At 41.5% G+C, this 12883-nt stretch carries 10 protein-coding genes; 7 read left to right on the top strand and 3 right to left on the bottom strand.

Annotation, left to right across the window (positions count from 1 at the left end):
* Window positions 1-900, bottom strand: a complete 900-nt coding sequence (gene hisG / locus EXT43_RS18000; protein WP_062565651.1) for an ATP phosphoribosyltransferase — start codon at window positions 898-900, stop codon at window positions 1-3.
* Between the two features lie 356 nt (window positions 901-1256).
* On the opposite strand from hisG, the gene EXT43_RS17995 reads away from it, so the two are divergent.
* Together EXT43_RS17995 and EXT43_RS17990 are read left to right on the top strand one after the other, a co-directional pair.
* Window positions 1257-1490 carry a hypothetical protein gene (locus tag EXT43_RS17995; protein ID WP_054563880.1) on the top strand — a complete coding sequence of 78 codons (234 nt, stop codon included), beginning with the start codon at window positions 1257-1259 and terminating at the stop codon, window positions 1488-1490.
* Window positions 1491-1580: 90 nt separating this feature from the next.
* Window positions 1581-2546 carry a sensor domain-containing diguanylate cyclase gene (locus EXT43_RS17990; RefSeq protein WP_130167612.1) on the top strand — a complete coding sequence of 322 codons (966 nt, stop codon included), beginning with the start codon at window positions 1581-1583 and terminating at the stop codon, window positions 2544-2546.
* 27 nt (window positions 2547-2573) lie between these two features.
* Here the strand turns inward: EXT43_RS17990 and EXT43_RS17985 are convergent, their stop codons facing one another.
* A complete protein-coding gene (locus EXT43_RS17985; RefSeq protein WP_130167611.1) occupies window positions 2574-3857 on the bottom strand; it encodes a sodium:proton antiporter in 1284 nt (427 codons plus the stop codon).
* 225 nt (window positions 3858-4082) lie between these two features.
* Window positions 4083-5162, bottom strand: coding sequence for a mechanosensitive ion channel family protein (locus EXT43_RS17980; RefSeq protein ID WP_130167610.1), 1080 nt, complete (start codon window positions 5160-5162; stop codon window positions 4083-4085).
* A 388-nt stretch (window positions 5163-5550) separates the two neighbouring features.
* Between EXT43_RS17980 and EXT43_RS17975 the strand changes: the two genes are divergently transcribed.
* The 5 genes from EXT43_RS17975 (at window position 5551) to EXT43_RS17955 (ending at window position 12815) form a co-directional block, all read left to right on the top strand.
* Window positions 5551-7746, top strand: a complete 2196-nt coding sequence (locus EXT43_RS17975) for a pre-peptidase C-terminal domain-containing protein (RefSeq protein ID WP_130167609.1) — start codon at window positions 5551-5553, stop codon at window positions 7744-7746.
* Between the two features lie 97 nt (window positions 7747-7843).
* The gene (locus EXT43_RS17970) at window positions 7844-9679 is read left to right on the top strand and encodes a M28 family metallopeptidase (protein WP_130167763.1); all 1836 of its coding nucleotides are present in this window, start codon (window positions 7844-7846) and stop codon (window positions 9677-9679) included.
* 104 nt (window positions 9680-9783) lie between these two features.
* A complete protein-coding gene (locus tag EXT43_RS17965) occupies window positions 9784-11700 on the top strand; it encodes an ATP-dependent DNA helicase (RefSeq protein WP_054563876.1) in 1917 nt (638 codons plus the stop codon).
* Between the two features lie 10 nt (window positions 11701-11710).
* Window positions 11711-12403, top strand: a complete 693-nt coding sequence (tsaB, locus tag EXT43_RS17960; RefSeq protein WP_063527639.1) for a tRNA (adenosine(37)-N6)-threonylcarbamoyltransferase complex dimerization subunit type 1 TsaB — start codon at window positions 11711-11713, stop codon at window positions 12401-12403.
* An 88-nt stretch (window positions 12404-12491) separates the two neighbouring features.
* The gene (locus tag EXT43_RS17955; protein ID WP_062565644.1) at window positions 12492-12815 is read left to right on the top strand and encodes a hypothetical protein; all 324 of its coding nucleotides are present in this window, start codon (window positions 12492-12494) and stop codon (window positions 12813-12815) included.
* Window positions 12816-12883: the final 68 nt, after the last annotated feature.

Below are 12883 nucleotides of genomic sequence, written 5' to 3'. Positions count from 1 at the left end.
TTACTCCATCATTTTTTCAATTGGCATAACAAGAATTGAGTTGGCACCCAGTGCTTTTAACTGTTCCATTGTTTCCCAGAAAAGGGTTTCGCTGCTAACCATGTGTAGTGCTACATAATCGTCGCTACCAGCAAGCGATAGTAAAGTCGGTTGGCCTGTGCCTGGTAGTAAGTCGCATACTTCATCAAGCTTTGCTTTTGGTGCGTGTAGCATGATGTATTTACTTTCTTTTGCTTGGCGCACACCACGTAAACGCGGCATTAACGTGTTGATTAAATCAAGTTTGCTTTGATCAGTAAGGTCTTTGTTTTGAATTAAACATGCATTTGATTCTAAGATGGTGTCGCCTTGCATTAAGCCATTAGCTTCTAAGGTTGCACCGGTAGACACTAGGTCACAGATTGCATCAGCTAAACCAGCACGCGGTGCGACTTCAACAGAGCCTGTTAACATGACGGTGCTTGCATTAATGCCTTCACGTTTTAGGTATTGGCTTAAGATTTCTGGGTAGGTAGTGGCAATGCGTTTACCTTCAAACCAGCTTTTATCTTGTGGACCAAGTTCTTGTGGCCATGCAAGTGCTAGGCGGCAGTAACCAAAATCAAGTTTAGAAAGTTTGTTTACTTCGAATGCCACGCCTTGGCGTTCGCGTTCGGCTTGAACTTCAACAAGTACGTTTTCACCAACGATACCTAGGTCACACACACCGTCCATTACTAGGCCCGGAATATCGTCATCTCGCACGCGTAGTACGTCAATTGGCATGTTGGTAGAGTGTGCGATTAAACGTTGTTCACGAAGATTTAATTTAACACCAAGTTGCTTTAGTAAATCTTGGCAGTCTTTTGATAAGCGGCCGCCTTTTTGGATGGCGATTCGTAAACGGTTGGTATTGCTCATTATTCATTTTCCTTTAATTCAAAAACTAAAAACCCCGAGGGAACCTCAGGGCGAAAATAAATAATTTGGTTGATTACTCGCCAGAGGTTCCTTTTAGGAATAACCTCTCAGCGAAAAACCTGACAGGCTATTCCGGTGAATGATGGTGATGATGGATAGTTGTCAGATTGAAGCGCATAATTTTTCCTGTATTGCACTCGTTTTTGTAAACCAGTGCGTATATCTGTTTAAATAAGTTACGTATATAGATAAACATGCTTTGCTAATCTTTGGCAAGCATTTTTTTTCGAAATTAAAGTATATCTTATAACTGCCGATATATAATGGTTAGATAGGAGGTACAGCAGGAGGTACAAATGGATATCATGATCCCCTTTTTAGGTCGAATTACGCGCTTACAGTTGGAAAGTAAAGGTGCGTTTCATATTGCGGGCGTAAAAGATGCGAACGTGCAGCGAATTGAGCTTGAAAAGCGTCAAAAACGTGAAATAGAACGCCGTAAAAAAGCTGCAAAAAAAGAAGATAAAGGCAACAAAAGTGCCATAGAAGAAGATGAAGAGGGTAATAAACACCTAGATACATGGGCTTAATACTCAATATAAAATTTGTTTTTATGCAACTGTGCGGTTTTTTCTGCTAACGTTAAGAAACACTTGTGTTGTAACTTACAAGGCAATTCAATGGAACGACCCTCAGTGCCATTAAATGAGCAAGCTAGGCTTGAAGAGCTTCGCTCATTAGATGTTTTAGACTCTCAAAGTGAACCCGCCTTTGACCGAATCACTCGCCTTGCCCAGCAATTTTTCTCTGTACCAATTTGTGTTATCAGTTTAATTGACGAGCACAGACAGTGGTTTAAGTCATGTGTAGGGCTTGATGTAACAGAGACCGCAAGAGACATTTCATTTTGCGCCCATGCTATTTTATACAAAGACCCGCTTGTGGTTGAAAATGCTTTAAACGATAAGCGCTTTGCAGACAACCCACTGGTAATGGGTGACCCAAATATTCGCTTTTATGCGGGCTGCCCAATTACACTTAAATCAGGAAATAGAATTGGCACTTTGTGCCTTATCGATCATCAACCGCGCAGTTTTAGCAAACAAGAAACTAAAGCGCTAATAGACTTTGCTGCAATCGTCGAGCGAGAGTTTGCAATTATGCAGTTAGCCACTACCGATGAGCTTACCTTATTGCCTAATCGTCGCGGCTTTATTGGCACTGCAGAGCATTACCTTGATTTATGTATTCGCCAGCACTTAAAAGCAAAATTAGTGTTTATTGATATAGATAATTTTAAAACAATTAACGATAAATTTGGTCATGCCGCTGGCGATAGAGTACTGAAAGATTTTGCAGGATTACTAGAGAACTGTTGTCGCAAAGCGGATTTACTTGCTCGTTTGAGCGGTGATGAGTTTGTGATTTTATTTACAGATTTAAATAGCAGTGAATGCGACACTATAATGCAGCGCTTGTTATTATCATTCAGTCACTTACCTAATAGCTTTAATAATCAAATTGAGCTTAGTTTCTCTTATGGCATTGCTGATTTTTCTGATCAGCAGCCTTGCTCGCTGACTAAATTGCTGTCTGTTGCAGACGCGCGAATGTATGCAGAAAAAGCACAAAAAAAGGCTCGATAAACGAGCCTTTAAAATAAAAAACAGTGCTTAATTTTTCGCTTCTGCTGATTGAATACTACTTTGGATCAGCGGCGAAATTGTTAAACCTTGTACGATAATCGAGAAAATCACTACCACGTAGGTGACAATAACAATTAGGTTGTGAAGATCTGAGCCTGCAATCATCACTTGATCGCGTGGGATAGCAGCTGCCATTGCTAGTGCTAAACCACCCCGTAAGCCACCCCAAGTGAGTATTTTCACCGAGTGCTTATCGTATTGGCGATACTTTTTAAAGAATACAAATGGCGCACCTACACTTATAAATCTCGCTAGCAACACCACAGGTACCATCAGTAAACCTAAGCCAATTTCTTCAAGAGTAATCGGCATAGTGACAATTAGCATACCGATAATCAAAAACAGCAAGGCATTTAAAAAGCTATCGGTGGCATGCCAAAAGTCTTTTACGTAGCGAGTATCTTCAGGCCCCGTACGCTCTGTTGCTTTTGAACGAGTAATATTGCCAAGTAAAATACCACTGGTGACCATAGCAAGCGCACCTGAGATTTCCCAAATATTCGCTGCTGCAAAGCCGGCTGTTGGAATGGTCAAGGTTAGTAGCAAACGAATGTTCACATCGCGGCTATTAATAATTAAAAAATGCCCGACTAACGCAATCACGAGACCAAACACGATACCGCCAATTGCATCAACTAAGAACAATTCAGCAACGTCAGTAAAGGTGGCTTCGGTGCCATAAAAGGCCACTGAAAATATCGTTGTGAAAATCACCAAACCAATACCATCATTAAACAAAGACTCACCTTCAACTTGCACAGAAATACCTTCTGGGGCTCGCATTTGTTTAATAATGGCTAAAACTGCAATCGGGTCAGTTGGGCTGATTAAAGCACCAAACAACAAGCAATAAATAAACGGTACTGGCCAGCCAACAAAAGCAAACAAATAATAGCTTAAGTAACCAACAATGACCGTTGAGGTTATGGTTGAAAATAACACTAATGCGGTAATTTCCCAGCGTTGCTTACGAAGGGCTGCTAAGTTGATTTCCAGCGCACCTGCGAACAGTAAAAACCCGAGCATGCCTTTTAATAGCAACTGATTAAAGTTGATACTAGAAACAATTTGGGTCATTTCGAGGGCGGTAGTATCGCCAAGCATTTTAACGGCAAGAATAAGTAGTAAAGAAATAACAACAGAGCCTGTTGTTATAGCAATCGTGGTTTGCATTTTGAGGATGTATTGGTTAGCAAAAGCAATAAAAATAGCTAATGCTGAAAGAAAACAAATGAGGTACCAAGCATTCATTGTTTGACCTTAAATATTTGTATAACAAGACGCAGAAAGCTGTCACTTTCTGGGCGCATATAGTACGCCTCTAAAATAGGTATGTCACAGTGTTTATGCGATTTTTATGACATTTTAGAGTAAAAATTCAAGGCGCTGATTGCATATGTATAATCGCTGTTAATAATGTCTCAAAAGAGACAAAATAAACCTGATAAAAGCGCAATAGTGATAAGTTCAGTTAGGTCAATCAGTCTGTTTAAATTGGGCTGATTCTTGGCTGGTATTAATTGCCCTAATTGGATAAGGAATAACAATTCCTTCTTCTGCGTAACGTTGGTGTAATGCTTTAATAAAAGCTGATTTTACCCAAAAGCGGTTAAAATACTCTTTTACTCTTAACATGACTGTAAAGTTGATGCTTGATTGATCAAATGTATGAAAGACCACAAAGGTTTCGTAATCATCAACGCCCCATTCATGGCTTTTTAATATCTGCCTAGCAACATCCAACGTAACCTGCTCAACTTTTTCAAGGTCAGAGCCATAATGAACACCCACTTCAACGGGGACGCTGAGCTCTTTTTCTGGGTAAAAATAGTTAATGATGCGCGATTTAGACAGCTGACTATTGGGGATGACTATCATGTTATTTGGCAACATTTTTACCCAGGTTGAGCGCCAACCGATTTTCTCAACAAAGCCTTGATCGCCACTTTCAAGCTCTATAAAGTCGCCGACCCGAATCGGTTTATCAATCACCAACTGAACGCCAGAAAAGAAGTTTTCGAGTGTCGGTTGTAAAGCCAAAGCTACGGCAAGAGAGGTAATGCCCAAAGAGGCAATAATCGGAGTGATTGATATACCCAACGTGCCTAATAACACCAATAAGCCAACACACACAATTGCGCAGCGGATTAATCCTTTAATGATGCTATGACTATTCGAAACCACTACTGAGCGGGCACTGTAATAATCAACGGTACCAAATAAGAAATGATCTAAAAATAACACTAAGGCAAAAATACAAATGGCTTTAGCGGTGGCTGCAATAGGTAAGGGGTGCTCAGCCATAAAGCCGGTGGTGTTTAATAACTGACCAAAAATGATCACAAGCACCATCATTGTGCACAAGGTCAATGGTGTAGACAGTGAGTCAACCAGTAACGAGTCGAAAACAAAGTCGGTTCGTTGGGTCCATTTCTTTAAGCAATAGATGATCACAAACTTTAATAAAAACAAAGCTGTGGCGGCTAATACAGTACCACCAATGACGACCAGCCATGGCTCATTTAGCCATTCGTTTTGTATCAGATCAGTAATCATGCTTAGTCCTTAAATCCTAGATACTTGGCATTGCTGCAAGTTATGTACCCAGACTTTTTTATGGATATCTAATCCTTTTAGCTGTGAATCAAAAATAATAAGGTAAGCAAAATAAAAACAAATAAAAGGTACAAATGTTTAATAAATGTTATTATTTTGTATCAATAAATTTACACAGTCGGCTTATCTGTTAACAATTAATAAACTTAAAATTTATTATCCTACTGTTAATTAAGGAATTTTATTTTAGAGCTAATACTTTATTTGTAAATTTTTTGTTTCATTTTCAATTTCGCTCCATTCAATCTAGGCTGGTCACTAATCGGGAACAGTGCAGTCCGGTTACTAGGAAAATATTAAATACATAACAATCTAACGGAGCGTAAACGTGAATTTATCTAAAATCACATTAGCAACTCTTGCTGCTTTTGCTTTGACTCAAGCAACAAGTGCAGTAGCTGCGAACAAGAAATACCTAAACGAACAAACAGGGATTAACCAAGCTTTGCAAACCAATGCGTCATCAGTATTGAGTGCAAATCCAAATCAGTTAGTTGGTTTAGGTGCAGGGAATGATTTAGTTGTATTAAAAGAAATCAAAACCAGTAACGGCAACACTACGCGTCGTTATCAGCAGATGTATCAAGGTCTACCAGTTATCGGCGATACGGTTAGCCTAACATTTGATGGTAATGGCCAATTAAAACGTGCACATGGTGCAGCAGTGTATGATATCGCCGCCGACATCGACTCAGTGTCTCCGGCACTTAACAAGAAAAAAGCAATGGCGAAAGGCCTTGCGAACTCACCTGCTGGAATTAAATCGGTTGGGTTAAAAAAGCATAATGAACAGTCACGTTTAGCAATTTGGCTTGATGAAGACAGCGTTGCACACCTAGTGTATGAAGTATCTTATGTGACTTATGGTGATAACCCATCTCGTCCGTATCAAATTATTGATGCCAACAGCGGTGAAGTTTTATTTAGCTTCGATAACTTACAACATGCCAGTGCAACAGGACCAGGTGGTAACTTAAAAACCGGTAAATACATCTATGGTACTGACTTTGATAGTCTAGATGTTACCCAATCTGGCAATACTTGTACGATGAATAACGCCAATGTAAGAACCATTAACTTAAATGGAAATACAAGTGGTTCAACAGCGTATTCGTTTACATGTCCTGAAAATACCTTCAAAGAGATTAATGGTGCGTACTCGCCTTTAAATGATGCGCATTATTTCGGTAATGTAATTTTTAATATGTATAACGATTGGGTAGGCACTGCACCATTAACTTTCCAATTAAAAATGCGCGTTCATTACGGCAGTAATTACGAAAATGCGTTTTGGGATGGTAGTGCTATGACCTTTGGTGATGGTCAAAATACCTTCTATCCACTGGTTAGTCTTGACGTATCAGCGCATGAAGTAAGCCATGGTTTTACCGAACAAAACTCAGGCCTCGTTTATTCTGGTAAATCAGGTGGTTTGAACGAAGCGTTCTCTGATATGGCAGGTGAAGCGGCCGAGTTTTACATGAAAGGCTCAAATGACTGGTTAGTGGGTCAGGAAATCTTTAAAGGTAACGGTGCATTACGTTACATGAATAACCCAACCCAAGATGGCAGCTCAATTGATCATCAAAACAACTATTACTCTGGTATGGATGTACATTACAGCTCAGGTGTATTCAACAAGGCATTTTATAACCTTGCAACCACACCAGGTTGGGATACGCAAAAGGCGTTTGTTGTGATGGCGCGTGCTAACCAACTTTACTGGACAGCCAGCACAAACTGGGATTTAGCAGGTAATGGCGTGATGGATGCGGCGTGTGATTTAAGCTATGACCCAGCCGATGTTCAAGCGGCACTTGCGGCGGTGGGTGTGACTTCAAGCTTAAGTGCGGGTAGTAGCTGTGGTACGACTGAGCCACCTCCAAGCGGTGATGAAGAACTAACTAATGGCGTTGCACGCACTGGGATCAGTGGTGCGGCGAAAGATCAAATGTTCTTTACTCTTGAAGTGCCAGCAGGTGCAACGAATTTACAATTCAATACAACTGGTGGAAGTGGTGATGCAGACCTTTACGTTATGTATGGCGCAAAACCAACACTGAGCAACTTTGATTGTAAAAGTACTTCATCTACTAGCACAGAAAGCTGCGCTATTAGTAATGTGCAAGCGGGTACTTACTACGTAATGGTAGAAGCGTGGAATCAAATTTCTGGTGTATCACTTACAGGTAGCTTTGATTCGGGCAGCGGTGGTGGTGTAACACCAATAAACCGTACTGAGTCTAACTTAAGTGTTGGCACAAATAGCTGGACTCGTTTCACGCAAGAGCTAGATGCGGGTTATTCATCACTTGATGTGACTATTTCTGGTGGCTCTGGTGATGCTGACTTGTATGTGAACTTTGGTTCGCAATCGACAACATCTAGCTATGATTGCCGTCCTTATAAAAACGGCAATAGCGAAACCTGCACATTTACAAACCCACAAGCGGGTACTTGGTATATCGACCTTCGCGGCTATCGCGCTGCAAGTGGTGTAACACTCACCATTTCGGCTAACTAGCCACCCTTTTAGGGAGCTTCGGCTCCCTTTTTTTATTTTCATTAAAATGCAAATCATAAAAGGATTGATTATGACAACCCGTCTAACACAGTGCTTAATGGGCTTTGCCACACTGTCACTGAGCCAACTAAGTTATGCAGCGCAAGACGAAACAATTTGGGTCACCATTGATGCCCTTGCTGCAGAGCACTTTCAACAAGATACAGTAAGTAAACGTAAACAAAGCAGTAATTTTGCGATGCAAAAATCGGCTTTGAATCAAGTTAATTTTATGCGCGTTAACAAGCAGGATATCGCTGGATTAAGTGAGTTTATGCACGATAACTATCATCGCTGCGGTGGTTTTGTAGCCCATGACTCATTAGCAGATGCCGAGCTCTATACTCAGCAATTAAATACTGTAGCTCAGACAGCTATGAATGCGAGCCTAGTAAACTACAGTATTGATAATGCCGCGACAGTTAACGCACTAATATCATCGATTGATAGTAGCGAACTGAGCGATACGGTTAATAGCATGATGAACTTTCATAACCGATATTATTCAGTGCAAAGTGGTGTTGATGCAGCTGATTGGTTAAAGAGCCATTGGCAGCAAATAGCCAGTAGCCGCAGTGATATAAGCGTGGAGTATTTTAACCATAGTTTTTCGCAATCATCAGTTATTGTGACCATTCCTGGTGCAGAAAAAGCAGATGAAATCGTCGTTATTGGTGGTCATTTAGACTCAATCAATCAGTCTAATCCAAGTAATGGTCGAGCTCCTGGTGCAGATGATAATGCCTCGGGTATTGCAGTGCTCACACAAACCCTCAAAGCAATTGTGGAAAATAACTACCAACCTCAGCGAACCATTCAAATTATGGGGTTTGCCGCTGAAGAAGTGGGCCTTAGGGGCTCAAAAGATATTGCTCAGAGTTATAAAACTCAGGGTAAGAATGTTGTAGGTATGGTGCAGTTTGATATGACTGGCAATAACGGCAGCAGCACAGATATTGTGATGATGACCGATTACACAAACTCTTCGCAAAATCAGTATTTATCGCAGTTGCTCGATGCTTACCAGCCCACAGTGAGCTATGGCTTTGATCAATGTGGTTATGGCTGCTCAGATCATGCCTCTTGGTATCAACAAGGGTTTGCCGCCTCAATGCCATTTGAATCAACAATGAGTGATATTAACCCATTGATCCACACATCAAATGATGGCCAATTTGATGCGGCTCACGCGAGTAAATTTGCAAAATTGGCAGTGAGCTATGTTGCTGAAATGGCAAAGAACGCTGGTGATGTGGTAACTGAGCCGACTAATCAGCTTGAAAATGGCGTAGCTAAAACAGGTTTGTCGGGCGCAGCAAAAGATCAGTTATTCTTTACGCTTGAGGTACCTGCAATGAGCAGTAACCTTGAGTTTGTCACCGAGGGCGGCTCGGGCGATGCCGATTTATACGTTAAATTTGGTAGTAAGCCGACCTTACAGGACTTTGATTGTAAAAGTACAACCTCTACAAGTAATGAAAGTTGTGTGATCTCGTCAGTTCAAACTGGCATGTATCATGTTATGGTTGAAGCGTGGAATGAGATTTCGAATGTGTCACTCACGGGAAGTTATAGCACCTCAGGTGGCGGCGAAAACGTTGACCGAACTGAGACAAACGTGAGTGTGGCTACCGGAAGTTGGCAGCGCTTTACTCAACAAATACCCGCAGGCCTAAGTAATTTAACAATGACTATTTCAGGCGGTAGTGGCGATGCAGATTTGTATGTTAACTATGGCTCAGCGTCAACAAGTTCAAATTATCTATGTCGGCCGTACAAAAATGGTAACGAAGAAAGTTGTCAATTTGATAACCCACAAGCTGGCACTTGGTACATAGATTTACAAGGTTACCGAGCTGCATCGGGCGTTACATTAACGATTCAAGGACAATGATTTAAACCCAATCATACTTTTAACCATGAGGAAGCCTTGCTTCCTCATTTAGTCTTGCCCTTGGCAAGTCAGTTACGTAAAATCTGCCCATCACTTTTAATCTATTGGCGAAGTTTATCAAACAACTTTTCAGTGCCACTGGCCCCCTTGCACTTTCTCTTGATGGATATACTCCTCGGCAGCCACAAATTGACATGGCTGTTGCAGTTGACGATGCCTTAAAAAAACGTCACCAATTAGTGGTTGAGGCGGGCACAGGCACGGGTAAAACCTATGCTTACTTAGCGCCTGCGTTAAAATCAAAAGGCAAAACCATCATCTCAACGGGTTCAAAAGCACTACAAGAGCAGTTGTTTCACCGTGATTTACCCAACTTAGTCAAAGCACTGAGCGCCACTAAAAAAGTCGCCCTTTTGAAAGGACGCGCGAATTATTTGTGTACCTATCGCTTAAGTCAGCATGTTGCGCATGTTCCAACAGATGATCCTGATGTAATGCATCAACTCGCGATGGTGGCAAAGTTTGCCAGTGAAACCCGTTCAGGCGATTTAGCAGATTGTATTGGCATAGAAGAAGACGCCAAAGTACTGCCTTATGTTAGCTCAACGGCTGATAACTGTTTAGGTAAAGAGTGCCCCGATTTTCAAGATTGCTATATTCGTAAAGCCCGCTTAAATGCCATGGAAGCTGACGTGGTGGTGATCAACCATCATTTATTCTTTGCAGATATGGCTGTAAAAGACACAGGCTTTGCTGAATTAATGCCTACGGCAGACGCCTATATTTTTGATGAGGCTCATCAGCTCAGTGAAATTGCCAGTGACTATTTTGGTGAAAGTGTTAGCACCAAAAAGCTGGTGGATTTAATTAATGACTTACGAGCAATTTACCGTGCCGATATCCCTGATATGCTGCAATTAGGTAAAACCCTCAACAAGTTAGAAACCAGCGTGGCAGATTTACGCTTGCAGTTTGGGGTTGATGGTAGCCGAGGTGATTGGCGTGAAAAGCTGGCTGATAAAGATATTTGTGCAGCACTGCACCGGGTCATTAGCGACCTCGACTTTTTATATCAAGTATTAAAGTTATGCTTAGACCGTAGTGAAAAAATAGAGCATCCGTTTGAGCGTACATTGGCCTTTAAAGGTCAGTTAGAGCGGGTATTTGATACCGCACAAACGGGCTATAGTTATTGGTACGAAACCACTCGCCGATACCTAACTGTGAATATTACACCGCTTAATGTATCGGCTAAATTCGCTCAGATGATGAAAGACACAGGAGCAGGTTTTGTGTTTACATCGGCGACTTTATCGGTCGATAACGAATTAGAACACTTTAACGCTAGCCTTGGCTTAAAACCAACGCAAAGCATGATTGTTGAAAGTCCGTTTGATTACCAACAACAAGCGTTACTTTGTTTGCCACGCTACTTACCTGAGTCTCATGCGAATAATATGCCTCATGCTATTATCAAGCTGACCCTTGAGTTGATTAAATCAGCAAAAGGTCGCTGCTTTGTGCTCTTTACTAGCTATCGTATGATGCATTTAGTGGCGGAAGGTTTAACCACACAAATGGATTATCCGGTTTATATGCAAGGGCAAATGTCTAAACGCATTATCCTTGAGAAGTTTACCCGTCATGGAAATGCCGTTTTACTCGGCACAGCCTCATTTTGGGAAGGCGTAGATGTTAGAGGCAGCACATTAAGTTGTGTTATCATTGATAAATTGCCGTTTGCCGCACCAGATGACCCATTATTGCAAGCAAAAATGCAAGATTGCCAGTTACAAGGCAAAGACCCATTTGCACACATTCAATTACCTCAAGCGGTCATTGCATTAAAGCAGGGGGTAGGGCGACTTATTCGCGATAGTAAAGATAAAGGTGTGTTGGTTATTTGCGATAACCGCCTAGTAACACGCCATTACGGCCAAGTATTTTTAAAAAGTTTGCCACCCATGCGCCGCACGCGCGACTTAGCAATGGCAAACGCGTTTTTAGAACAGATCAATTAGAGTAACTTAGATGATTAAACACAATATTCTTGCCTTAGATGCATCAACTGAAGCTTTATCGCTGGTGCTACATTATCAAGGGCAAACATTTCATCATTTTGAAGAGTGCCCTCAGCAGCACAGCCAAAAGATTTTGCCTTTAATTGATGAGTTACTCGCAAAGGCGCAATGTAAACTAACCGATTTAGATGTAATTGGTTTTGGTCAAGGACCGGGTAGCTTTACGGGTGTGCGTATCAGTGTTGCGATTGCACAAGGTTTAGCTTATGCCGCACGCTTACCTTTGGTTGGCGTATCAACATTGCAGATGATGGCGCAACAAGCGTTTGAACAAGACCAAGCCAGCGATGTGTTTTCTGCCATTGATGCACGTATGGGTGAGATTTATTACGCTCATTATAAAGCTGATGATAATGGCTTAATGACGCTTGTTGATGAAGAGCAAGTCATTAAACCTGAGTTGCTAACGTTACCTGAAACAACGGCGGCAGCGGTGGGTACGGGTTGGCAGACCTATCCTGCACTTGTTACAGAACTAGCAAATGTAAGTTTAAATGAAAACATTTTACTGCCTGATGCGAAGTACATGCTGGCCTCGGTTGCCACTGCTTATGCTCACGGTGATACAGTGACTGCAGCTAATGCGCAGCCTAAATATGTTCGTGATACAGTGACTTGGAAAAAGCTACCAGGCCGAGAGTAACTGAGATATTAACTGAGAGAATAACGGGACTTGCGTGCCCGTCAGTTATGGCACATAATTTAGTCATGTTTGATGTGGAATTACGAGTTTGACTTTACCTATTGGCTCAGGCTTTTATACCGGTGACATTCCCGGTCAATATAGCCGTAAAAATACCGTTACTGATAAGCCTAAAGCGATATCAGACCAAACGGCTGAGCAAAAATCGTCAACAGAGTATGTTAAATCAAGCCCTCAAGCTGTTGCTATTGCTGATGAATTTAAAGCTGAGTCGCAAAGCTATCAGCAAACAATTTATGATAAACCAAGCAACCCAAAAACTAGTCGCGCTATTTCAACCTATACAGAATTTGCTAACTTAGAACGCCGCGCCGAAGTGCAAAGCCTTATTGGCGTTGATGTATATGCTTAGCTAATTGGTAAAACTGAATTCACAAAAAAGCCTAAACAAATTGTTTAGGCTTTTTTATGATTGGACAG

The sequence above is a fragment of the Pseudoalteromonas sp. CO109Y genome (genome assembly GCF_004208935.1).
GTDB classification, from domain to species: domain Bacteria; phylum Pseudomonadota; class Gammaproteobacteria; order Enterobacterales; family Alteromonadaceae; genus Pseudoalteromonas; species Pseudoalteromonas shioyasakiensis.
Note: the sequence above shows the minus strand (reverse complement) of the source record. Positions and strands in the feature narration are given on the sequence as shown.